Genomic DNA, 24,646 nt, shown 5'->3' with positions numbered 1-24,646 from the left:
AGGATGACAATGGATGATCGTACTTTCCGTAATGCGATGGGGCGTTTTGCAACTGGTGTAACGGTCGTGACAACACAAGTTGGTGATGAGGCACATGGAATGACAGCTAATGCGTTTATGTCGGTGTCATTAGATCCAAAATTAGTCACGATTTCGATTGATCACAATGCAAGAATGTATGAACGCATCAAGGAATCACAACAGTTCGCGGTGAGCATTTTAACAGATGAACAAAAAGATGTATCCATGCATTTCGCAGGCCAGAAGGAAGATCCGAGTGTTGTAGAGTTTGACTATATCAGTGGAATTCCTGTCATTCGAGATGCTCTAGCATCAGTTGTGTGTGATGTTGCCGAATCTTTTGAAGTTGGCGACCATACGCTTTTTATAGGTCAAGTTTTAGAAATTAAATTAACTGACGGTAACCCATTAGCCTTCTTTGGAGGGAAGTATGGGAGTTACCAGCCAGTGTAAATAAAATAGAAATGCTCAACATCTGAAAAATTAATCGATCAAATTCGAGGTCAAGGGTGTTGAGCGTTTTGTCGTAATAACCATACAAAGGAGAGGATCGTGTGACTCAATATCAAACACCCGCTCAGCAGAAACTTGATGATATCTCACTATATATTAATGGTGAGTTTGTAGAAGCAAGCAGCAAAGAAACCTTTGAAAACCTTAGTCCTTTTACAAATGAAAAAATTAACCTGGTTGCCTCAGGTGACGCCTCAGACATTGACCAGGCTGTCGCTGCAGCAAAAAAGGCATTCCATGGGGAATGGGGACAGCTTAAATTAGAGGAACGATTAGGCTATGTCAATAAGATTGGTGATTTAATCGAAGAACATAGTGAAGAAATCGCCATGCTAGAGTCCTATGATACAGGATTACCTATAAGCCAGACGAGGAAAATGATTGCCCGTTCGGCGAAAAACTTTAGATTTTACGCAGATATGGTGAAAAGCCACCTATACGGTGAAGCTTATCAAGTTGATGATGAGTTTATTAACTACTCCGTACGTAAACCAGTAGGCGTAGCGGGGCTCATTACACCTTGGAATGCGCCATTTATGCTTGAAACTTGGAAAATCGCACCGGCGTTAGCGACGGGTAACACCGTCGTGTTAAAACCTGCTGAATGGTCGCCACTATCAGCCAATCGTATTGCAGAAGTCATCGACCAAGCAGGCCTTCCGGATGGTGTGTTTAATGTGGTGCACGGGTACGGTGAGACAGCTGGTGCAGCATTAGTTAGACACCCAGATGTTCCATTGATTTCATTCACGGGTGAGACAACGACAGGCTCTGAAATTATGAAAAACGGAGCAGACGCCCTTAAACAATTCTCGATGGAGCTAGGCGGAAAGTCGCCAATTGTTATTTTTGATGATGCTGATTTAGATCGTGCTTTGGATGCGTGTACTTGGGGAGTATTCTCCTTTAACGGTGAACGTTGTACGGCTAACTCTAGAGTTTATCTGCATGAAGATATTGCAGATGATTTTATCGAGAAGCTAAAACAACGAGTGGATAACATTCGCGTTGGTGACCCAATGGACCCGAATACTCAAGTAGGACCTTTAGTACATCGAGATCATTATGAAAGTGTCAAAGGTTATCTTGACCTTGCTAAAGAAGAAGGTTGTGAAGTTTATAGTGGAAAAGTTCCTGAAGAGTATAGCAGAGGGAATTATGTGGCGCCAACGTTACTTTTAAATGCTAATCAAAATATGAGAGTTGTTCAGGAAGAAATTTTTGGTCCAGTCATTGCAGTGATGACGTTTAAAGATGAGGATGAAGTAATCGAAAAAGCTAACGATGTTCGTTATGGTCTAGCAGGATACGTTTGGACAAAAGATATTCAGCGAGGTCATCGAGTCGCACAAGCTATTGATGCAGGGATGTTGTGGGTAAACTCGCAAAATGTTCGTGATTTACGCACGCCATTTGGTGGTTCAAAGCATAGTGGAATCGGACGTGAAGGTGGTTTTTACGCATTTGAATTTTATACCGAAACGCAAATTATTCATGTTTCAATTAAAGACCACCACATTCCACAGTTTGGCAAGTAAAAACGGGGGAGGGAAAACGTAATGGATTCAAATATTATTCGTTGTGGCCGTGCAGTTTTGCATGTCACGGATCTAGAGCGCTCAAAAGATTTTTATGAGGCCTTAGGTTTTGTGATCACAGAAGAGGATTCTGAGAATGTTTATTTAAGAGGGCTTGAAGAACATAATCACCACAGCCTTTTACTGAAAAAGCGTGAAGAGCCAGTTGTAGAAGTTATGAGCTATAAGGTTTATTCAAATGAAAACTTGGATGAATTGGCGAGTCGCTTTGAAAATGAAGGAACGAACGTAAAGTGGCTTGAGGAAGGTTCACAGCATGCATTAGGTCGTGCCTTCCGAATTCAAGACCCGCAAGGATTGCCAGTTGAATTTTATGCAGAAATGGATTCAGTTGACAGGCTCCTACAGCGCTACGACTTATATAGAGGTGCAAAAGTACAGCGGATTGACCATTTCAATTGTGCTGTCACCGATGTTCAACATAACTATGACTACTATATTAATAAACTAGGATTTGCTTGTTCGGAATATACGGTCGATGATCAAGAACGGATCTGGGCAGCGTGGCTACACCGTAAACCTAGCGTTCACGATGTAGCGTTTATGAATGGCGTTGGGCCACGTCTTCACCATGTTGGTTTTTGGTTAAAAGATCCAATGAGTTTAATCGATGGTTGTGATGTATTAGCCTCAATGGGCTATACGAAAAACATTGAACGTGGTCCTGGAAGACATGGGTTATCGAATGCGTTTTTCTTATATTTAAGAGATCCAGACGGTCACCGTATCGAGCTTTACAATGGAGATTATTTAACGAGTGACCCGGATTTTAAACCAATTAAATGGGATTTAAATGATCCGTTACGCCAAACGTTCTGGGGGCATGAGGCACCTGATAGTTGGTTTGATGAAGCGTCCATTGTACTAGACGTTCACACAGGTAAACCAATTGAAACAGGCGAGCCAAAGCTTAAAAAGACAAAGCCTCAATTCATGATTTAGTAGATTAGGAGGATGAAGTATGTCAAAGCAGTATGATGAAATTAAGCAGAAACTTAGAGGGTCTATTACACCGGTGATTACCCCTTTTAAGGCGAACTATGACATAGACTTTGAGAAACAGTCTGAATTAATAGAGTACCAGTTAGCTAATGGAACTCATGCGATTTCCGTTACAGGTACGTCTGGAGAGCCTAGTTCCATGACCATCGAAGAGCGCGTTCAAGTTATGGAGAATGCGGCCAAAACGATTAATGGTCGGGTGCCTTTTGCGCCTGGTACGGGGTCGACTAATCACGATGAAACAATGTACTTAACGAAAAAAGCGCAAGAAATGGGCGCAGATGCAGCGATGGTCATTGTGCCTTATTACAATAAGCCAAACCAACAAGCGCTATATAAGCATTTTAAAACCGTAGCGGATTCAGTCGATATTCCGATTATTGTCTATAACATTCCAGGGCGTACGGCGAAAAACTTAGAAGTCGAAACGTTAGCTCAACTTGCTAAAAATTGCCCGAACATCATTGGAGTTAAGGAATCGAATAAAGATTTTGAGCATGTAAACCGAGTACTCCTGAATTGTGGAAGAGATTTTCTATTATTCTCAGGAATCGAATTGCTTTGTTACCCAATGTTAGCTATTGGTGGAGCTGGTTCAATAAGTGCCACTGCAAACGTTGAGCCAAAGAAAGTAGCCGAAATGCACGATGCATGGTTCGCAGGTGATATTGAAAAAGCACAGAACTTACACTTTGAATTAATGCGCCTAAACGATGTGTTATTCAAAGATACGAACCCTGCGCCAGTTAAAGCGGCATTAGGTATGATGGGTAAAATTGAACCGGTTTTAAGACTCCCAATGGACCTTCCTTCTGACAGTATTCAAGAAGATATCCGTAAAACATTAATCGACTACAAATTAATATAAGAAGTGGTAAGCCGGTTGTTGGGCCGGCTTACTCATCGTTTTACATATTGTTCAAAAGAGGTGATGTTGAAGTGTCACGCATTAAGTTCAAGCTACAAGGTTTTTCTCAAATAAAAGAAGGCGAATTAGATTTAACTAACCAACTGGTAAAGCTGCATGGCCAAGACTATTCTGTCGATCAATTAACGTTTGATAACCCTATTTCCGACACCTTGTACGGGACCATCCTTAACTATAAAGGAGAATATGACCTGTTAAAACCTGAAATGGATGAAAAGCCATATCAAAAACCCCCTGAAGCACCGATTCTATACATCAAACCTGTTAATACATTCTCGTCACACCAGAGTCCAATCCCATTACCAGAAGGAGAAGAGCAGGTACAAATTGGGGCTGCATTAGGATTGGTCATTGGACAAACGGCAACAAAAGTCAAACAGGAAGACGCCTTTGATTATATTGAAGGTTACACGGTCGTGAACGATGTAAGCTTGCCAATCGAAAATGTATATAGACCTGCGATTAAACAGAAATCACGTGATGGTTTCTGCCCGATAGGCCCTTGGATTATTGAAAGGGATCAAGTAAAAGATCCACATCAATTATCGACAAAAGTATGGATTAACGGTGAACTTAAACAAGAAAATAGCACGCGTAACTTGATTCGAACAATTCCTGAGTTAATCGCCGATGTAACAGAATTTATGACTTTATACGAAGGCGATGTCCTTCTCGTAGGTGTGCCAGAAAACCCACCATATGCACGAATAGGGGACAGAGTAAAAATAGAGATTGAAAAAGTTGGCTACTTAGAGAATAAAGTTGTGAAGGAAGCGGATGTTTACGTAGGTGAGGTGAGTGCAGATGAAGTACGGTAGAGTTATGTTTGAGTCAAAGGTTCACGATGTAAAAGAAGTTGATGGCAAAGTCCAGCTGAGTGATGGCCGATTATTAGAAGAAAACGAGGTAGAATGGTTACCGCCCATTGAGCCTCAAACCATCTTTACTCTCGGATTAAATTATGCTGACCACGCAAAGGAACTGTCATTTACAAGCCCGTTACCTGAACCATTGGTGTTCTTTAAAGGTAAAAATACGCTTAACGGCCACCGTGGGAAAACGGTAAGGCCAAGTGATGTTGAGTTTATGCATTATGAATGTGAACTAGCAATTGTAATTGGAAAGAGCGCCAAAAACGTCAAAAGAGATGAAGCACTAGACTATGTCAAAGGCTATACGATCGCTAATGACTATGCGATCCGCGACTATCTAGAAAACTATTTTAGACCAAATCTAAGGGTGAAAAACAGAGATGGTTGCACACCTCTTGGGCCTTGGATAGTCGAACGAGATGACATTGAAGATCCTATGAACCTGCAACTTAGAACGTTTGTGAATGGTACAAAAACACAAGAAGGATCAACGAAGGATATGATTTTAGGTGTACCGGAGTTAATTGAATACCTAAGTAGTTTCATGACGTTAAATGAAGGTGACCTCATTTTAACAGGCACACCAAAAGGCTCTGTAGACACGAAAGTGGGAGATGAAGTTGTGACGGAAGTAGAAGGTATAGGAAAACTGGTCAATACGATTGTTGGCGATAGAGGCAAGGAGGGGTTCCCATGCCACATTTTACATTAGAATACACAGACAATCTTAAAGAAGATGTTAATGTGTCCGACCTTTTATTAAAAATTAACCAGGCTCTACTTAAACATGATCACCAAGTCCCAATCGGAGGGTTAAGGTCTAGAGCGATTGCATTAAGTGATTACGTTGTCGCTGATGGCACCGGTGACGATGCCTTTATTCACGGAACCCTTAAGTTAGGGACAGGACGAACTGACGATGAAAAGAAAATACTGTGCGATGAGATTTATAACGTCGTCACCACCGAGCTCGCACCATTGTTTAACGAACGCTACTTAGCTTTTTCACTAGAACTCTATGAATTTACGTTTCCAACATATAAGAAAAATAATATTCATGATCGTTATAAACAGAAAGGGTGAGAGAATTGATGAAGTTATATGAGCTTTATGTTGATGGTAAGTGGTTTGGTCAAGATTTAGAGAAGATCGATGTCACCAACCCTGCAACCCAGGAAATCATTGCTCAAGTACCTAAGGCAGGGAAAGATGATGCTATTAAAGCCGTCGATGCTGCAGAAGCGGCTTTAGACGATTGGTCAAAATTAACCTCTGAAGAACGTGGGCAATACTTGGAGGCCTGGCATCGATTAATAGACGATGAAAAGGAAACAATCGGCAAGCTCATGACAGAAGAACAAGGTAAACCACTTAAAGAAGCCATAGGAGAAGTTAATTACGCAAATGGTTTTATAAAATGGTATGCCGAAGAAGGTAAACGAATTTACGGAGACATTATCCCGGCTTCGCACCCAAACAAGCGTATTTTCGTTCAAAAGCAGCCAGTTGGTGTGGTATCAGCCATTACACCGTGGAACTTCCCAGCAGCCATGATCACAAGAAAAGTTGCTCCAGCTCTAGCAGCAGGCTGTACCGTTGTGTTCAAACCAGCTACTCAAACACCTCTTACAGCAATTAAACTAGTTGAACTCGCTGAAAAAGCCGGCATTCCTAAAGGTGTCATTAATATAGTGGTAGGTAGTTCAAGTCAAATCGGAAAAGCTTGGTCAGATGATTCGAGAGTTCGTAAGCTAACGTTTACGGGCTCAACGGAAGTCGGAAAACTACTCATGCGGGATGCGGCAGATACGATGAAAAAAGTCTCGCTAGAACTCGGTGGCCATGCACCAGTGATTGTCATGGAAGATGCTGACTTGAAGAAGGCTGTAACAGGCGTGATTCAATCAAAATTCAGAAACGCAGGTCAGACATGTATTTGCGCCAATCGTGTTTACGTTCATGAGTCTATCGAACAAGATTTTTTGAAACTATTAAAAGAAGAAGTGAGGCAGCTTAAGGTAGGCAATGGATTGGATGAAGGTACGGACATTGGGCCACTTATAGATGAAGATGCCATGAAGAAAGTAGAAGATCACGTTCAGGATGCCATTAACCAAGGTGCGAAACTGGAAATTGGCGGTTCCAAAATCGAGGACGGCCAAGGATACTACTTTGAGCCAACCATTCTTTCAAATGTAAATGACGACATGGTGTGCATGAATGATGAAACCTTTGGACCTCTAGTACCTATTACTACATTCTCGACGGAGGATGAAGTGATCAAGCGTGCGAATCAAACTCCATTCGGGTTAGCATCGTACGTCTTTACAGAAAACATTAGCCGAGCTTTCCGAATTAGCGAAGCCCTCCACTTTGGTATTGTCGGGTTAAATGATGGTGCCCCATCGACTCCGCAAGCTCCTTTCGGTGGATTCAAAGAAAGTGGATTAGGTCGTGAAGGTGGTTACTACGGAATTGAGGAGTACTTGGAAACAAAGTATATTTCGTTGGGTTTGTAAGAAGTAGTTTATAAAGGTTCATCACAAAATTAGAATGGGGGAGAAATAATGAAGCGTTTATTTGTTGTGGTCACAAGTTTATTGCTGGCTACTATGCTTTCCGCGTGTGTTGAGAGCAATGGATCATCCGGTGAAGGAGGAGAACACGATTTAGTTATATCTCACTTCTTGCCAGGGCAACATCCTATTCAGACACAAGTGTTCGAAGATATAGGTAGCTCACTTAATGAAGAAACAGATGGCAGAATAACATATGAACTCTACCCAGCCAATGCTTTAGGAGATGCAGGTTCACAATACGATATGGCCGTTACCGGTGAAGCGGATATTGCCCTAAGTGTTTACGGTTATACACCAGGAAGGTTCCCTTCAGTATCAGTATTAGAATTACCTTTCTTAGCTGAAACAGCTGAACACGGGTCGAAAATTCTATGGAATTTGTATAACGAATTTCCCGAAATTCAAGAAGAACATGATGAAACAGAACCATTATTTTTATTCACTGCAGACCCAGCACAGTTAATTAGTATTAATCATAAAATTGAGTCACCTGAAGATCTAAAAGGTTTAAGAGTTAGGTCACCATCCCCGTTAGCTAATAAAATTATAGAATCGTTAGGAGCTGTCCCAGTATCCATGCCAATGGGCGATGTTTATGAAGCATTAGAAAGAGGCACAGTTGATGTAGCGATGGTTCCTTTAGAAGCTTTATATAACTACAGTTTTCATGAAATTGCAAAATACGTTACAGTTGGCCATTTTTCAGCCACGCCATTTTTCTCCGTTATGAATAAAGAAACCTATAGTAGCTTAAGCGACGGTGATCAGGAACTACTTAAAGATCTAGTAGGAGAGGATCGTTCAGCTGAATCCGGTAGTATTTTTGATGCTGATGGAAAAAAGGGTGAAGAGTTGGCAAAAGAAAATGGTGCAGAGTTCATTGAGCTATCTGGTGAAAGTCTAGATCCATGGAAAGATGCATTAAAAGATGTGACACAAGGATGGATCGAGGAGATGGAGGAACAAGGACTGCCAGGCCAAGAGATTTATGAAAGAGCTATGGAATTAAAAGAAGAAGTTAGAGAGTAAAACCAATAAAAGGTTGTGTTCACTGTGGAAAAAATAGTGAGACTCATTTGTAAAGGGCTACAATACGTGGCCCAATTTGTTTTATTTATAATGGCTTTGATGGTAACGCTAGATGTTTTAGGACGTAAGTTTTTTAGGTCACCTATTACTGGGACAGTGGATATAGTTGAAGTAGGTTTAATCGTCGTCATTTTTGCAAGTATTGCTTACACACACTTAAATGAAGAACACATTACTGTAGATTTTGTCGTAGAAAAATTTCCTCAGAAAGTCCAGTTTGTTGTAGAAGGGATTATTAATGTTGTTATTGCTGCTTTAATGCTACTAATCTCATGGAGTATGTGGGGTAATACACAAAGATTACTTAACTCAAACACTGTTACTGGTGATATTAGCTTACCAATGTATATTTTTGCGATGTTTAGTGTTGTTGGAACAATTATGTTTGCATTAGTTGCGATTGTTTTAGCTCTTAGATATAAACAGAAGGTGATAACAAAATGATTACGGCGGAGATGCTCGGTGTCATAGGAATTATTGTATTACTAATACTATTCTTGCTTAAAGTTCCAGTAGGCATTTCACTAATAATAGTTGGGTTTATTGGAACCAGCATGATCAGAGGGTGGGATGTTGCTTTTTCTCAATTAGGTCGTACGCCTTTTGATACAGCTTCATCATATTCATTAAGTGTGATCCCATTATTTATTCTAATGGGAATGGTGCTATCCAATACAGGGATCGGAAGCGACTTATATAAAGCAGTAGACAATTGGGTTGGTCATTTACGTGGAGGCCTTGCTATGGCAACTATAGGTACTTCTAGTATATTTTCCGCAATTTCAGGTTCACTAAATGCGACAACTGCAACCGTAACCAAAATCGCTTTACCCGAGATGGAGAAGTATAACTATAAATCTAGTCTTTCGACTGCATGTGTAGCGGCTGGTGGTACTTTAGGCATCTTAATACCTCCAAGTGTTATTTTAATTCTATACGGAATTCTAACTAGGGAACCGATTGGTGCGCTGCTTATAGCGGGAATTATTCCAGGGATCTTACAAGTCATCTTATTTATGATTACAATCGCTATTTTAGTTTCTCGTAAACCTAGCTTAGCACCAGTAAGGACGGAAAAGGTGGAGTTTAGTGAGAAGTTCAAATCTATCGTACAAATTTGGCCATTTCTATTACTCTTTTTAATAACCATTGGTGGAATCTATGCCGGAATCTTTACTCCGACTGAAGCCGCGGGTGTTGGTGCAATCAGTTCAATTTTTGTAGCATTCATTAGTAAGAAACTAAATTGGAAAAAGTTTTTAGATTCCTTTAATGAATCCGTGCGATTAACAGCCTACATATTTCTCATCTTAATTGGAGCAACCCTGTTCGGGCAATTTATTACAATCAGCAGAATACCGCAAGAACTAACTTCTTTTGTAGGCGGACTAGAGTTAAATACTTATATTATTTTAATATTTATTTTGTTCGCTTTATTTTTACTTGGGTGCTTTGTGGAAGGGTTATCACTAATCGTTTTAACTTTGCCAATCGTTTACCCAATTATTACAGAGTTAGGGTTTAACGGGGTTTGGTTTGGAATCATCATGGTTATGGCTATCAATATCGGTTCATTAACCCCACCTATTGGGATAAGTGTATATGTCATTAAAGGAGCCGCACCGCATATACCTATTCAAACCATTTTTAAAGGTGTTATGCCAATGATAGTAGCAATGGTTGTATGTGTGGCAGTACTAATTCTTTTACCAGATCTAGTAACCGTTTTACCGGATATGATGAGAAAATAGTATGTTTTCCTTAAAGGCCTGATCATTCAGGTCTATTTTTTTTACCTTAAAACTAATACGTTTTTAATAGGCTGCTGAACATTATTTATGTGCGAATGTCTCATATTTTAACCGGAGTGTCCTATAAACCGACTTCAATGTCTCATAAATTAAGACGAATACCCTCTTTCGACATAATTCGATTCCCCATTATGGCCCCAAATGTCTCATAAATGTGATATGGTACCAAAAAATTTACCATCTTACTATTCTTGCGTTTGATAAGTGTTGGTTTCCAATAAACGATACTTATGAACTATGATTATTTGTAAAAATATAGAAATAATAGTCAATTTGACCCGTTTAGTTGGATGATTTTTGAGGAATTAGTTTTATAGAAAAATATTCCTAGTTTGGTAACATGGTAGACATAGATTTAAGCAAATCCCTTGATACACCTGGTTTATCTTGAATTCAAGGTATTATTATATGGAAATTACATAGTAGTCTAAAAGAGGCATTTAGAAGGTAGGTTGAATAGTCGTGTTGGAATCAAAACGAAAAGCACTCATATTTTTATTGTTAGCCATCATACTAGCTGCAACATCTGGTTATCTCATTCTTCAAAAGGTCCAGTCGTTAAACGAAGATCTTGGTACGTTTGTAACGGTTTATAAAGCAAATGATGAGATCCCATCCAGGAAAATTCTTACACCAGATGATGTATCGACAGAACAAATCCCACAAAGATATTTAAGGGATGAATACATAACTTCAGACAGCCAGCTTAGAAATAAGGTATCACTTGTTCCTCTTTCAGAAGATGAAATTATCACAACAAGCATGTTGAAAGAGGCTTCAGCAATTACAGATGAAAACACTCGTTTGATCTCGCTTATTCAAAGCGAGAAAATCTTTTTTGATGAACCACTTTTCCCAGGTGACCGCGTCGATATTTTAGTTTCACATAAATTTAACGATGAACCTGTGACTGAGTTATTTATGGAAGACGTTAACGTTATTCAAACGGGAAGTGAAAGTGGTAAATTCTCAGGTGCTAGAGTTGAAATTCCTTTTGATAGAGTCACAGAGCTTGTTCACTTACAAAATTACGCTGACAGCTTAAGGATCGTTAGGGCAAAAGTGAGCGAAAATATGGAGGTCTCACAACCTCAGCGAGAATCAGAAGCTGAAGAATCAAGTGAAGATGAAGCTGAGGAAAACCAAGACGAACAGGACAGAAGTGAAAATCAAGAAGAAACTGATGAAGAGTAGAATAACAGTCGTTGGAGGAGCCTTATGAGTAAAGTAAATGATCTCTATGTCATTGGTAATCATACAGAACTTAAAGATACATTGTACCAGCAATTAAGTGAATCGTTTAACCTAAATGAAGTCACACCTAATGATTTTAAAAGGATTCATGCGCAAATTATATTAGTAGTTAATCAAGATGATTCAACAGTCGATTTAGTCCAGTCGGCGTTAGCGGATTTTCCAAACGCTTCGATCATTTGTGTGAATGGTTTAGAAGACTTTGACCTACTTAGAAGCCTGAATCGACTTGGCGTCACCGACTTCTACGTTATACCCGGTGAAGAGCTTATTTTAAAAGAAAGACTCGAGGAACTGGCTTATGATCATGCCAAAAAGGATCTATCACTCAATGAAACAGAGGGTTTTAAGCGAGGTGGGGGTAAAGTTTTTGCCTTTTATAGTGGGTCTGGCGGAACGGGTAAATCACTAATCAGTACGACCTATGCTCAAACACTTAAGCTCGAGTCGACCGGAAAAGTATTATTCATTGACTTAAACCTTCAATATGGTGGAGCTGAGACTTACCTCGGTATCGAGAGTAACCGTACCATCATTGACTTACTCCCAGTTATTAATGAACTGGGTGAACACCATATCAGAAACGTATCCGAAAGAGAATCACATTCAGAGTTAAATGTTTTAATTAGTCCAAAAGATGCTGAGATGGCTGAGAAAATTACGGAGGACTTTGTTCTGAGGTTAATTAGAGCAAGTAAACGAAATTTTGATTTTATCATCATAGACCTACCAAATTGGATGGATGAGAAAACGTTAATGGCGCTCGAAGAATCAGATCGAATTTACTATGTCATGGATGTTAACACCGTGTCTATGAGGGTGTTAAAGAGTGTTGAAAGTTTGTTTGCTCGTCTTGGGATTAATACAAAAGAAAAGCTAGAAATCGTAATTAACTTTAAACATAAAGATACTGAACTAACCAAGAAAGATCTAGAGCGTTTCGTGTCTTATCCGGTAGCAGCAGAAATTAGAAGAGATCACAAGAATATTCAAGCCAAAATTAATCATGGAGAACCGTTACGTAAAGAACCAAAAGAAAAGAAGTTAACTCCATTCTCCAAAGATGTACATAAATGGGTTAACTCCATGCTGAAGTAAAGTTAAAGGGGTGAGGAAATGTCGCTTTTTCAAAGGGAGTCTAAAGAAAGATTAGAAAACGAAATCGATTCAAGTATTCGGTCGAATTCGGGTTACATTGAAGAGTTAGTCGAACACTATAAATCTCGTTTACTTACTGAAGTCAACCTTGAACAAATTACGAGTTTAAGTGATTCCGACAAACGATTAAAAATTGAACGGTTCGTCAATCAGTTTATGTCTGAAGAAAAAGTCGTCATCCCGAAGCAAGACAAAAAACGGATGCTTTCGATGTTGATTGATGAAAGTGTTGGGTTTGGTCCCCTTGAGCCATTACTTAAAGATGATGACATCACAGAGATTTTAGTCAATGCGCCTAACGAAGTTTACGTGGAAAAAGGTGGTCAACTTGAAAGAGTGAACGTGTCTTTTAAAGATGAGGACCATGTACGGCATATCGTGGACCGTGTTGTTGCGCCCCTTGGAAGACGTATCGATGAAAGTTCGCCAATGGTAGATGCTAGATTGCCAGATGGCAGTCGTGTCAATGCGGTTATAAACCCTATTAGTTTAGGTGGAACGCTCTTATCAGTTAGAAAGTTCCGTAAAACACCATTTATGATGGATGACTTGCAAAAGTTCGGGACCTTTACAGAAGAGATGTCCATATTCTTGCAGTCTCTCATTAAGACGAAATTAAGTGTCTTAATATCTGGAGGAACAGGTAGTGGTAAAACGACACTGCTAAATGCATTAGCAAAATCAATACCACATAAAGAACGCGTGATTACAATCGAAGACTCAGCAGAGTTACGTTTAGAACGACCGAACGCGGTTGGCATGGAAGCTCGCCCACCAAACGTAGAAGGTGAAGGTGAAATTTCAATTAGACAATTGGTCAAGAACTCATTAAGAATGAGACCCGATCGAATTATCGTCGGTGAGGTTCGTGGACCAGAGGCTTTTGACATGCTTCAAGCGATGAACACGGGTCACGAGGGTTCGATGACAACCGTTCATGCCAATACCCCAATTGATGCCATTAACCGTGTTGAAGGGATGGTCGTCATGGCTGGCATGGACCTAACAACAGGCGTTATTCGTGACTATATTACCGGTGCATTGGATTATATCGTTCAAGTTCAAAGACTGACAGATGGTACACGTAAAATCATGAACATATCGGAAGTAGAAAAAACAGCAAGTGGAAAAATCGAAGTCAGAGATATCTTTAAATTCCAACGCACTGGGATGGATGAAGAAGGGAATGTCATTGGTCGGTTCACGCCAACAGGTGTTTTACCTAAATGCCTGCCACACCTAAGGGTACATGGAATTGAAATACGTCCAACTTTCTTTGAAGCAAAGGAGGTATACACGGATGAACATAGCAGTGTCTATACTTTATAGCTTAGCTATTTTGTCCTTGCTGCTTGCGGGGTATTACTTCCTGGGGTTTAGGTCTCAAAAGAAAGAATGGAATATGAAAGTAAAAGAATGGTTTCCAGAAGAAGAACGTAAAAGTTTTATTAGTAAATGGGGGGATCGTTTTGATGAAAGAGAGTCCTCCCAAGCCCTCAAAGATAAATTACATAATGCAAACTTAAAACTTTTACCTTCTGAATACGTTGGAATCTTAATTGTTGGTTACATGGCACTCTTTGTCATGATGTCGTCGATCTTCGGCATGTCATTTAATGTTAGCCTTCTACTACCTTTAGGAATCCTTTTTATAGCCAATTATCTACTATTCTATTTTAGAAAAAACAGCTACGAAGCCAGGTTCAACGAGCAATTAAGTGAAGTCTGTCGATTACTTGGAAATGCGGCCAGGTCAGGCTTAACGGTTAACCAAGGAATTGATATCGTCGCAAGAGAACTTAGCGGTCCAGCGGGAGCTGAGTTCAAAAAGATTTCTAATGAACTGAAAATGGGAGTCACTCTAGAACGAGCCCTTAGAGATGTACAAAAGAGGAACAAATCGCGAGACTTTAACCTCTTTATCGCAACCTTACTGATTCAAAAGAAAACAGGCGGAAATCTCGCTCTCACACTCGAAACAATGGCCAATACATTTGAGGATCGCAAAATATTGAACCAAATCATAAAAACGATGACGTCAGAACAAAAATATATCTCATTTATTGTGCCAGCCCTTCCGGTGTTTTTGCTGCTAGTCATGAATAATGTCATAGATGGATTTATCGATCCACTTTGGTCCGGGTTTGGGCTAGTGCTACTTGTCTTGTTTATGGGTGCGATAGTCTTGTCGTTTATTTTAATAAGAAAAATTACGGATATAAAGGTGTAGCCTATGGATGCATTAATCATTTTATCAATTATAGCTTTCTGGTTTTGTACATTGTTGTTTTTAAAACATTATTGGTCTTTCCTGAAAGATAAAAGAAGTGTCTTGGACCATGTATCAGACGTGACAGACACGGACCCGTTTGAAAAGAAGGAAAAGAAAAAGAACCGAAGAGCTGAACTATTCCAGTTCATGACAAAATACGCTGATGAATTCTCCGATTTAGGACAGCGTGTAAACTTCTTTAGCGAGAACTACATGGTTGAAGAGTGGCTTAGGAAATCAGGAAATCCGTTAAAACTAACGGTTGCTAGATTTCAAGGTTTAAAGATTTTCCTGTTAATTGTAGGATTCATCACAGGTGTTTTAGCCGTATTAATAGGATTTCCGTTTGCACAATATATGTTGGTGTTTAACCCAGTGATAGGTTACTTCTTACCCATTATCTTGATTAGAAGAGAAGTGAAGAAACGACAACAAGCAATTAGACGCGATTTACCGGACTTCATGGACACGATCAGCACGAGTTTACAAGCTGGTGTAAGTCTGGATCAGGCTTTAAGAGAAGTCATCCTTCATTTTGATGGGCCAATAAGAGAAGAATTCTCAAGGTTCAACCAAGAAATCGATTTAGGGGTCCCAAGAGAAAAGGCATACCGAGAATTACTAAAACGAAATGAAAATGAAGAGTTTCAGTCGCTCATCAAAGGACTTATTCAGGGGTTACAGTTAGGGATTCCTATTGCTCAAACATTCAAAGTGCAAGCCGATGACCTGAGACAAATCAGGCAAGAGCAAGTGAAAGAACTTGCAGCTAAGGCATCACCAAAAGTGACGTTAGTGACAACCTTTTTAATCGCACCTGTTTCCATATTGATCATTGCAGGATTAATGATCATGAACATGTTGATGGGTGATAATAGCATATTTAATTTATTTTAAAAAATATAAGGAGGAATTTTAAATGAACTTGTTAGTAAGCATGTACTCAAGAATGATGAACAAGGTAGAGGGTTTTAAGCAGGATGAAAGAGGATCGCAGACATTAGAGTGGATTGGTATTGCGGCGGTAATTGTGATCTTGGTTGGAGTAATTTCGCAAGCGTTTAGTGGTGGGGATTTTGGTAATACGCTGGTGACGAAGTTTAACAATTTAATCGAAGATATTGGTGGAGGAAATTAATAATAAAATCTGAACTACAATAAGGAGAATAATTAATGTGGAAAAAATCTCTATTAATAATATTACTATTTGTAACTTTAATTGCAGGTTGTAGTAAGCAAGAGAATGAAACATCTAATAAAAGTGAAGATAATATAGAACAGAATAGCAAAGTTGAGACAGATGATAATCATAATAGTGGTGAATCTAATGAATCAGAAGAATCAAAAAAAGTTCAAAAAGTAGCTAAAGAAGATCAAGTTACTTTAGATGAAATTGAACCTATACCAACAGATGTTGAGGGGTTAGCAAACCAACTACCAGGGATATTCGCTGGTGTAAATAGTTTATTTGATTTGGAACAAGAGATAAAGGAACAAATGGATGTATTAGGTCCAATGAGTGAAGAACCTACTGATGAAGAATATGAAAAATATTTACGTTATATTTATTATCTAGTAGCAGAGGACTACCCCGACCCAGAAAATGTTATCAAAAAATGGGAATTTGCTTCATTTGGTGACCCTGACTTACCAGGTTCTAAATTTAGCTTTAAAGAGAATTATAATGTTGAAATTATACTAGATTCAAGTGGGTCTATGGCCAATCCAACTGGTAATGGTTCAAGAATGAATGTGGCTAAGAAATCTATTAACGAGTTCTTGTCGGAAGTCCCGGAGGAAGCTAATGTGTCTCTAAGAGTTTATGGGCATAAAGGGACAGGGGCAGATAGTGATAAAGAGATGTCATGTAATGCAATTGAACAAGTGTATGGGTTTAATACTTACAACGAGGGCAAGTTTCAAGAAGCGTTAAATCAATTCAAACCAATGGGGTGGACTCCTTTGGCTGATGCATTAAAGGAGTCACAAGAAGCACTAAGTCAATTTGATTCTGAAAAAAATACAAATTTAATTTATGTCGTGAGTGATGGAATTGAGACGTGTGACGGAGACCCCGTAGCTGTAGCGAAGGAGTTATCCGAGTCCAGCGCTCAGCCAATTATCAACATTATTGGTTTCCAAACGGATGCCGAAGCACAAAAGCAACTAGAAAAAATGGCTGAGGTTTCTGGTGGAATCTTTGCCTCTGCAAGTAATGAAGAAGAACTTCAAGAAGAGTTCAATCGTGCAGAGGAAGTACTAGATGCATGGAAAGATTGGAAAAATGATGCCATGCGGGATTTAGACGCAAAAAGAGTCAATAGTAGCTTTGATATTATGGGACTGCATAATGATTGGTCATTTACAACAATGAAAATTAGTAATCGAATGAATAATATGGTAGACATATCACGAAATCTTGAAATTTTTACACATAGCCAAAGAAAAGAATTAAAAAGAAGAATTAAGCCCATTATAGATGAAATTGACACAACCGTTGATCAACTCGAAAAAGACCTTGAGGAATTAAGAGATAAAAACCTACAAGAGGCGAAAGAAATTGTAGAAGAGAAATACAAATCTCAAACTTCAGAAGAGTAAGGTGAATTAAGAAGCTAGGAGTCATGTCGGATGAGATTTAAACTATTATTAATACTAGTCAGCCTAATGACTGTAATAACCGCTTGTAGCAAAGAAGGAAACGATGAAGAAAACAATGAGCCGCTAGCATCTGAAAAATCTGTTGAAGACAATGCAAATGAAGATGAATCAATGGAAGAAAATCATAACGAGAATGAAGAATTTGAAGATACAGAGTCGGCTATTTCACTAGAAGATCTTGACCCCATTCCAACAGATGTGGAAGGGTTGGCTAGTCAGCCGCCAGGCCCTTTTGCAAATGTTGATAATATCTATGATTTAGAAGAGGAAATTGAGCAAGCGATGCAAGATATTGGCCCAATGAGTGAAAATCCAACAGATAAAGAATACGAATTATATTTAAGAGAAATGTATTGGTTGCTAGCTCAGGATTATCCGGATCCACAAGACGTCATAAAAAAATGGGAATTTGCTTCCTTTGGGGATCCAGATTTACCAGATTCTAAATTTCATTTTAAAGAGAATTATAATGTGGAGATTATCTTAGACTCTAGTGGTAGTATGGCGAACTATGCGGGGAGTCAAACAAGAATGGATGTGGCGAAAGAAGCCATCAATAATTTCTTAGCTGAAGTGCCAGAAGAAGCCAATGTGTCTTTACGAGTGTATGGGCATAAAGGAACAAGTGCGGACAGCGATAAAGAGTTATCATGTAGCTCCATTGAACAGGTATATGGGTTTGATACTTATAAGGAAGCAGAATTCCAAGAAGCTCTCAACCAATTTGAATCAAGTGGTTGGACTCCGTTAGCTGATGCTTTAAAACAATCACAAGAAGCATTAAGTGAGTTTGATTCTAATACTCACACCAATCTAATCTATGTCGTTAGTGATGGAATCGAGACCTGTGATGGAGATCCAGTAGCTGTTGCAAAAGCACTTTCAGATTCAAACGCTCAACCGATTATTAACATCATAGGATTTCAAACAGATGCAGAAGCTCAACGACAACTTGAAAAAATGGCAGAGGTGACAGGCGGAATATTCGCCTCAGCAAATAATGAAGAAGAGTTACAAGAAGAGTTTAATCGTGCTGAACTAGTTCTAGAAGCATGGGATAAATGGAAAGAAGATACTATGTATGATATTGATGTTGAAGAAACTGATAATTATTTTGACATTCTAAGTATCAGTAACGACTGGTACTTTACCACATTAGGTGTGAGTAATAACTTGCATAGTTTGTCAGATGTTTTGGAAGGATTAGAGTTTATAACATTTGAACAAAAAAAAGAACTTCAAAATAGAATTAATACCGTAATGGATGAAATTGAAGAAGTAGGACATAAATTAGAGTCTGAGATGGAAGAATTAAGTGAAAAATCTTTACAAGAAGCAAAAGAGCTCGTAGAAGAGAAATACAAATCTCAAACTTCTGAAGAGTAAAACTGAAATAATGTATCTAAGAAATGGAAGATACCAGTGGTACAGGAGCTGAGTTATGTGGTTCGATTAAAATGGTGGTTTAGTGCAGCAATATTTCTATTTGTTTTAATCTCTGGTTGTTCTAATCAAAATGCAGATTCGAGTGAAGAGAAAGATGAAGAAGTGGCAGGTGAATCTATTGAACTACCAGAAGCCGCATTTGATGCAGAAGGAATGGTCGCAGAGGGCCCCGGAGAGTTGTTTTCAATGGATGATATAGATGAGGAATTGTTAAAACAACAGCTTGTAGAACTACCGGGAGAAGCTTCAGCTCAAGAAATTTATAACTATTTAACGCAATTGCTAGCAGCAGATTATCAATCAGCATTAAGTAGGTACGATGACTTTGATCCAACATTTACAATCGAAGGTGCGCCTGAGGGGGCAAAACCTGAAGAAGGTGAAGAGTCAGAGGAAAAACAGCAACACATTGCGTTGTTAATGGATGCAAGTGGAAGTATGGCAGCTTATGTTGGTAATGAGACTAAGATGGAATCAGCTAAGAACGCCTTAAAAGAGTTTGTATCACAGTTACCAGAAGATGCTCAGATTATGCTAAGAGTCTACGGACATGAGGGCAGTAGTAGCGATTCGGATAAAGAACTATCTTGCGCTAGCTCTGAAGTTGTTTACCCATTAGATCATTATGATAGCGGTAATTTTGAAGAAGCTTTGTCTAATTTTGAACCAGTTGGTTGGACGCCTTTAGCCGCATCCATTGAGGCAGCAGATAATGACTTGATAGAGCATTCTAGTGATGATGTTGAGAGTACGGTTTATATCATTAGTGATGGTGAAGAGACTTGTGGAGGAGACCCTGTTCAAGCAGCGAAGGAGTTGCATAATTCAGGAATTGCAACCGCCGTTAATATCATTGGTTTTGATGTTGGGAATGAAGCCCAGCAACAATTAAAGGCAGTAGCTGAGGCTGGTGGTGGCGAATTTACTAATGTTAAGTCTGGTGAAGGTTTAGTAGATGCTGCGCTTAAAAATATAAATAATGCTGTTCGTGAAGCAGGTAATAATATTTGGGCTGCACTAGAGAAAACGGATATTAATTGGGATAAAATCGGCAAGAACGATGAGCTAAACAGTATCTCTTCTGAATTTCGCAACATCATAAATCAAGAAGGAAGGTTGTATAACCGCGCCGTACAACTGTTGGTTGAAACAGAACAAATAGATGAAGAAATTGAAAATGACTTAAAAGAGCTTATCGATGACAGAGCAAATAAATTATCAGAGTTTAATGACCAACAATATGAAGATCATAAAAGTGCAATGGAAGATGAACATGAGCAAACCATTAATCGACTGGATGAAATGATGGAGAAGAGCAAGCAATAAAAATAATCTATTAAACTACCATATTAGGAAAAGTTGGAGAGGTTTAATATGGATCAACCTTTAAAAAATACATGGGAACTTTATACAGGTAAGTTTGAGCAAATCTTAGTGTTAATGTTAACCACCACATTACCACTTCTATTAATACATTCTTTCGTCACGAACTACATATATGCCATTACTCCAAGTTATTCGCCTATTTACTCTGTAGCGGATATTTATAATGGCTTTTTGACGTTATTATTATTTCTATATGCTCAAACGCCTTATATTCGTTACGTATACAACGAACACATCGGGAAAGAACACAGTCTTAAAAACTCAATTTATATTTTTCTAGTTAATGGATTTACGGTATTTGTGTTCGCGTGTATCACAGCCTTACTAAGTACCATTGGATTTATGCTATTTTTACTTCCGGGATTAATCTTACTAGCATTAGTTTTTCCTGTTCCTTATATTAGTATCTTTGATGAGAAATCGACTTGGAAATCATTTAAGGAAGGCTTTCGAATAGGGAAGAAGCGTTTCGTGAAGATCTCATTAATGCTATTCCTCTTAGGGATGGTTGAGTTATTATTCGGCATATTTGTTACATACCAATTATTTAACATAACATCTTCATTTGCAGCACAGATGATCACCCAGATGACCATTAATCTATTGTTTTTTCCATTTTTAATCATGTGGATGACGTCGCTAATCATTAAATGGCGAGAGCAGCTTGAAACATTTGACGTTATTCAAGAAAAAAGTGAGATAGGGGTGTAGATGTGTTTAGACAATTAAAGAGAGTGTTTATTTCTTTAATCGTTGCGATTATTGCTTTTTATCCATTGTTCACACCTGTGGCATTTGCGGTTGATTCATGGTCGGGTAACCCTTGGACAGGAGATACTTGGGAAGGTGACCCGTGGGAAGGTAAACCGTGGGACGGATCGCACTTACAATGGGAAGGTAATCCGTGGGAAGGTAACGGGACTGAAGGTGATCCTTGGACTGGAGAAGGAACTCAAGGTGAAGGTTGGACGGGAGACCCTATGCAAGGGATTAATCCAGACACCTCATGGAAGACCTTACCATGGCATTTGCAAGGGTGGACAGCTAACGGTTATGTAGGTAACCCGTGGTCCCAAGATGGTTTTAGTGGTTCTGCAACGACTGGGAACCCTTGGTTGCAGAATGGATTTAATGGCTCTGTAACAACCGGAAATCCATGGTTACAGAATGGGTTCAACGGCACGGGGACTCAGGGTAATCCGTGGGTGTTAGGTGCATTTAATGGAAATGGTACGATAGGTTTACCTTTTACCCAAGTAGGATTTGCATATGATCCTGATGCTATTAATGGCGGTATTAATGTATTGAAATCTTGGAATGATCAATTTATAAATACAATTAATTCGGACGGCTACAAAACTATGGACTACTTGGCTAAGGGAGTTATTCAAGGCCAAGCAAATTTAATTGGTAATTTCTTAACTAGTGAAAACATGAAAGGCATGGGTTTTGATTCAAAGTTTGGTTATTCATCTGTTGGAGAATTTCGAAGAAACATATTAATGAATGGGTTAAAGCTGGGTCTAGGAGATAATATTTTATTTGATACTTATGATACGGCATCAAACTCAAAAAAATTAGTTAAAGGTACAGTTGATACCATAAAAACTAAACAGTACTTAGATGCTGCTAAAAGCGCAAAGGACTTAAGTTCATCAGTTGACAATGCACAGGATTTAGCGAATGCTGCTAAAGTTGTAAATAGTGGGGTTTCACCACCACACCCTGCTGCAGTTGGAGCATTATCCAAATTTAATATAGCAGGGTCAGCTGTTGGTACAGTGTTATCAGGAATAGATACTTACAATAAAATTGATACTTTTACCGATGTATTAGGAAGTAATGCATCTACACCTGATAAATTCGCTGCAGGAGCAGATGTAGGGACGGGTGTAGGAAATACGATGATGAATGCTAGTGTAGCTATAGCTGCAGTTAACCCAGTTTTAGGACTTGGTGTTGGAGCAGCAGGAGCGGGCCTATGGTTAGCATCAAGAGGGACTAAGTTTGTTTCAAAGAATTGGAAAGGGTTCAATAAGAAAACTGTTAAATCTATGACAGATTCATTGGTTGATAGTGGTAAGAAAACGTTTGATAAAATTAAAGGATTTTTTTCTTAAGTTATTACAAACTTTAGCACATTGAGGGTGATCATTTGGAAATAACAGACCAAAATTTAATTATGAAAGCCAAAAAGTATAAAAAAGCATTGGAAAGATACAGGATCGTTAATAATCACCTTTATTATAAGGGCATCAATTTTTACATGGTAGATTATAAAAACCGAATTACAAAAGGAGTAAAACTGTCAATTATATCTGATATTGAAGCTGCTCAAGAGGATTATGAATTTGCCTTTAAAGAAATTATTATTTTAAATAGATTACTAAATAGTTTAATAGTTTTGGGATCAGACAGAAGTCAAATTAATATGGGTGCTTATGAACTGACAAAGGATTTTCTAGAGGAATCAATAAATGATGCAAATAGTAGTGCGGAGAAAGAAAATCTACAAAAGGGCTATGACTATATGAGTCGAATCTTAACTTTGCACGATAATCACTTGAAAACAATGGAAAAAGGCAAACAATTTATTGACCGAAAAGTAGAAGACAAACAGAAGTTTACTCTTGAAGATGTAAGTGAATTGAAAGATTTAGTCGCTGAGTTAGACTTTCTTCAGTACCACATTATCAAGACATCTCGAGATATGGTTGAGACATTTAAAACCATACAAGGCTATTTAAAGGATGGTAAATATAAAAAGGAAAACTATAAAGATATTAAAATGTTTGTTAACCAGTTTGCTAACTCTAAGAAGAGAATAGATATTGAGATTAAGAAAATCAATTATGTACCACAGCGCGATGATATATCTAAAGAAGAACATAAGAGAGCTGCTTTAGAAAAGCTTGATCAAGATCAAGACAGATACCTTGATAACATAAAAAAAGACACTCGAAACCTATAACCTACTAAGGAGGATAAAAGCTAATGAAGAAAATCAAATCTGAAGAAGGTTCTGCGACAATTGAATTTCTAGGGATTGTTCCATTAGCTTTTATCCTACTAGCAATCATGATTCAGTTCATCGTGAGTGTTCATGGTGTAATTGTTGCGCAATCAGCTGCTAATGAGTATGCGAAAGTGTACTCTGTTACGGAAAATGATTCAGAAGCAAGAGCTGCAGCTAAAAGTATTTTAGATTCAACGAGTTACCTAAGTGGATCAATTAGTGGAACTAACACAGCAAGTAGAGAGTTCTCGACGACGGTCAACGCCAGTATTCAATTAATTTTCTTGCCGGACCAAATTTTTGGGACACAAACGCCTACGATTAATTTTACAACCGAAGCTCACAGTAGGGTGATTGAGTGATGAAGAAGATACTGAATAATGAACGTGGAAACATTGCTATATTTGTATTAGGCCTGCTTATTATTAACATGGTGTTATTTGTTTTTGTATTAAATTTAGGAAGCGTGTTTGCGACGAAAGAAAAATCTGCTTCAATTGCACAACAAGCGAGTATGGTAGCGACTAGTGTTTTTTATGAAGAGGTCAGAAGCGCCATCGAAGAATATGAAGAAGAAACTTTGGAAGGAGTTTTACATGCATTCTTCGAAGACTTTGAAGAAAAAGTTGATGAGCGTAAAGGACAATTAGAAAGTTCAGGTGGTTACGTAGGTTGGTCTATAAGAGAAATAGAAATTGAAGCATTTGATCAGGTATTAAATGAAGAATTAAATAGCTCAGACTATCGAGTTGAACTAGAGGGATTCTTGAAAAGTAGAGTGGATAAACAAAAAGTCATTAGAAGTGTTAAGAATACTATTCAAAAGAACGATGGACTATTAGAAGATGCTCAACTGGAAATTAAGAATAATAAATTTCATGTAAAGGCTTCTAAAGAGTTTACGGCCACAACATATAGCAATATTATTGAGAGTTTTCAAGATAATGTGTATCAAAACTCCTCAGGACCTAAAATTGACTTTCTAGAGGAAATCTGGGGAAATCCAAGAACAATTAATTTAGAAGAATAGGAGACGATTG

25 protein-coding genes are annotated in these 24,646 nt (G+C 38.5%); all 25 read left to right on the top strand.

Going from position 1 to position 24,646, the window contains the following annotated elements:
- Positions 1–9: 9 nt before the first annotated feature.
- The 25 genes from ACTWQB_RS01145 (at position 10) to ACTWQB_RS01025 (ending at position 24,636) form a co-directional block, all read left to right on the top strand.
- Positions 10–474, top strand: coding sequence for a flavin reductase family protein (locus ACTWQB_RS01145; protein WP_443137346.1), 465 nt, complete (start codon positions 10–12; stop codon positions 472–474).
- Between the two features lie 101 nt (positions 475–575).
- On the top strand, positions 576–2,072 hold the full coding sequence (gene hpaE, locus ACTWQB_RS01140; RefSeq protein WP_443137345.1) for a 5-carboxymethyl-2-hydroxymuconate semialdehyde dehydrogenase: 1,497 nt from the start codon (positions 576–578) through the stop codon (positions 2,070–2,072).
- Between the two features lie 21 nt (positions 2,073–2,093).
- A complete protein-coding gene (gene hpaD / locus ACTWQB_RS01135) occupies positions 2,094–3,074 on the top strand; it encodes a 3,4-dihydroxyphenylacetate 2,3-dioxygenase (RefSeq protein ID WP_443137344.1) in 981 nt (326 codons plus the stop codon).
- 19 nt (positions 3,075–3,093) lie between these two features.
- The gene (hpaI, locus tag ACTWQB_RS01130; RefSeq protein ID WP_443137343.1) at positions 3,094–4,002 is read left to right on the top strand and encodes a 2,4-dihydroxyhept-2-ene-1,7-dioic acid aldolase; all 909 of its coding nucleotides are present in this window, start codon (positions 3,094–3,096) and stop codon (positions 4,000–4,002) included.
- Between the two features lie 71 nt (positions 4,003–4,073).
- Positions 4,074–4,880 (top strand): fumarylacetoacetate hydrolase family protein, encoded by an 807-nt coding sequence (locus tag ACTWQB_RS01125; RefSeq protein ID WP_443137342.1) that lies wholly within the window; start codon positions 4,074–4,076, stop codon positions 4,878–4,880.
- Entirely contained in the window at positions 4,867–5,646 is a 780-nt protein-coding gene (locus ACTWQB_RS01120) for a fumarylacetoacetate hydrolase family protein (protein ID WP_443137341.1), read from the top strand. The genes ACTWQB_RS01125 and ACTWQB_RS01120 overlap by 14 nt, the downstream gene beginning before the upstream one ends.
- The gene (locus ACTWQB_RS01115) at positions 5,628–6,017 is read left to right on the top strand and encodes a 5-carboxymethyl-2-hydroxymuconate Delta-isomerase (protein ID WP_443137340.1); all 390 of its coding nucleotides are present in this window, start codon (positions 5,628–5,630) and stop codon (positions 6,015–6,017) included. Before ACTWQB_RS01120 ends, ACTWQB_RS01115 begins: the two co-directional genes overlap by 19 nt.
- 8 nt (positions 6,018–6,025) lie before the next feature.
- Positions 6,026–7,453 (top strand): NAD-dependent succinate-semialdehyde dehydrogenase, encoded by a 1,428-nt coding sequence (locus tag ACTWQB_RS01110; RefSeq protein ID WP_443137439.1) that lies wholly within the window; start codon positions 6,026–6,028, stop codon positions 7,451–7,453.
- Positions 7,454–7,501: 48 nt separating this feature from the next.
- Positions 7,502–8,542, top strand: coding sequence for a TRAP transporter substrate-binding protein (locus tag ACTWQB_RS01105; protein ID WP_443137339.1), 1,041 nt, complete (start codon positions 7,502–7,504; stop codon positions 8,540–8,542).
- A gap of 90 nt (positions 8,543–8,632) precedes the next feature.
- Positions 8,633–9,046, top strand: a complete 414-nt coding sequence (locus ACTWQB_RS01100) for a TRAP transporter small permease (protein ID WP_443137338.1) — start codon at positions 8,633–8,635, stop codon at positions 9,044–9,046.
- Complete coding sequence (locus tag ACTWQB_RS01095) at positions 9,046–10,353, top strand: TRAP transporter large permease (protein ID WP_443137438.1); 1,308 nt, start codon at positions 9,046–9,048, stop codon at positions 10,351–10,353. Before ACTWQB_RS01100 ends, ACTWQB_RS01095 begins: the two co-directional genes overlap by 1 nt.
- 522 nt (positions 10,354–10,875) lie before the next feature.
- On the top strand, positions 10,876–11,607 hold the full coding sequence (locus ACTWQB_RS01090) for a flagella basal body P-ring formation protein FlgA (protein ID WP_443137337.1): 732 nt from the start codon (positions 10,876–10,878) through the stop codon (positions 11,605–11,607).
- A 24-nt stretch (positions 11,608–11,631) separates the two neighbouring features.
- Positions 11,632–12,765, top strand: a complete 1,134-nt coding sequence (locus tag ACTWQB_RS01085; protein ID WP_443137336.1) for an AAA family ATPase — start codon at positions 11,632–11,634, stop codon at positions 12,763–12,765.
- Positions 12,766–12,783: 18 nt separating this feature from the next.
- On the top strand, positions 12,784–14,154 hold the full coding sequence (locus ACTWQB_RS01080; protein ID WP_443137335.1) for a CpaF family protein: 1,371 nt from the start codon (positions 12,784–12,786) through the stop codon (positions 14,152–14,154).
- Positions 14,126–15,055 carry a type II secretion system F family protein gene (locus tag ACTWQB_RS01075; protein WP_443137334.1) on the top strand — a complete coding sequence of 310 codons (930 nt, stop codon included), beginning with the start codon at positions 14,126–14,128 and terminating at the stop codon, positions 15,053–15,055. The genes ACTWQB_RS01080 and ACTWQB_RS01075 overlap by 29 nt, the downstream gene beginning before the upstream one ends.
- Positions 15,056–15,058: 3 nt before the next feature.
- Positions 15,059–15,994: a type II secretion system F family protein gene (locus ACTWQB_RS01070; RefSeq protein ID WP_443137333.1), complete on the top strand. Its 936-nt coding sequence runs from the start codon at positions 15,059–15,061 to the stop codon at positions 15,992–15,994.
- A gap of 22 nt (positions 15,995–16,016) precedes the next feature.
- Positions 16,017–16,235 carry a Flp family type IVb pilin gene (locus ACTWQB_RS01065; RefSeq protein WP_443137332.1) on the top strand — a complete coding sequence of 73 codons (219 nt, stop codon included), beginning with the start codon at positions 16,017–16,019 and terminating at the stop codon, positions 16,233–16,235.
- A gap of 35 nt (positions 16,236–16,270) precedes the next feature.
- Positions 16,271–17,698 (top strand): VWA domain-containing protein, encoded by a 1,428-nt coding sequence (locus tag ACTWQB_RS01060; protein ID WP_443137331.1) that lies wholly within the window; start codon positions 16,271–16,273, stop codon positions 17,696–17,698.
- 30 nt (positions 17,699–17,728) lie between these two features.
- Entirely contained in the window at positions 17,729–19,144 is a 1,416-nt protein-coding gene (locus ACTWQB_RS01055) for a VWA domain-containing protein (protein ID WP_443137330.1), read from the top strand.
- Between the two features lie 57 nt (positions 19,145–19,201).
- A complete protein-coding gene (locus ACTWQB_RS01050) occupies positions 19,202–20,530 on the top strand; it encodes a vWA domain-containing protein (protein WP_443137329.1) in 1,329 nt (442 codons plus the stop codon).
- Between the two features lie 48 nt (positions 20,531–20,578).
- Positions 20,579–21,301 carry a hypothetical protein gene (locus ACTWQB_RS01045; protein ID WP_443137328.1) on the top strand — a complete coding sequence of 241 codons (723 nt, stop codon included), beginning with the start codon at positions 20,579–20,581 and terminating at the stop codon, positions 21,299–21,301.
- A 2-nt stretch (positions 21,302–21,303) separates the two neighbouring features.
- Positions 21,304–22,710 carry a hypothetical protein gene (locus ACTWQB_RS01040; protein WP_443137327.1) on the top strand — a complete coding sequence of 469 codons (1,407 nt, stop codon included), beginning with the start codon at positions 21,304–21,306 and terminating at the stop codon, positions 22,708–22,710.
- 146 nt (positions 22,711–22,856) lie between these two features.
- Positions 22,857–23,561 (top strand): hypothetical protein, encoded by a 705-nt coding sequence (locus tag ACTWQB_RS01035; protein ID WP_443137326.1) that lies wholly within the window; start codon positions 22,857–22,859, stop codon positions 23,559–23,561.
- Positions 23,562–23,584: 23 nt separating this feature from the next.
- Positions 23,585–23,968 carry a TadE/TadG family type IV pilus assembly protein gene (locus tag ACTWQB_RS01030; RefSeq protein WP_443137325.1) on the top strand — a complete coding sequence of 128 codons (384 nt, stop codon included), beginning with the start codon at positions 23,585–23,587 and terminating at the stop codon, positions 23,966–23,968.
- Positions 23,968–24,636 (top strand): Tad domain-containing protein, encoded by a 669-nt coding sequence (locus ACTWQB_RS01025; protein WP_443137324.1) that lies wholly within the window; start codon positions 23,968–23,970, stop codon positions 24,634–24,636. Before ACTWQB_RS01030 ends, ACTWQB_RS01025 begins: the two co-directional genes overlap by 1 nt.
- Positions 24,637–24,646 lie beyond the last annotated feature (10 nt).

The sequence above is a fragment of the Piscibacillus sp. B03 genome (assembly GCF_052246295.1).
Lineage (GTDB): Bacteria > Bacillota > Bacilli > Bacillales > Alkalibacillaceae > Piscibacillus.
Note: the sequence above shows the minus strand (reverse complement) of the source record. Positions and strands in the feature narration are given on the sequence as shown.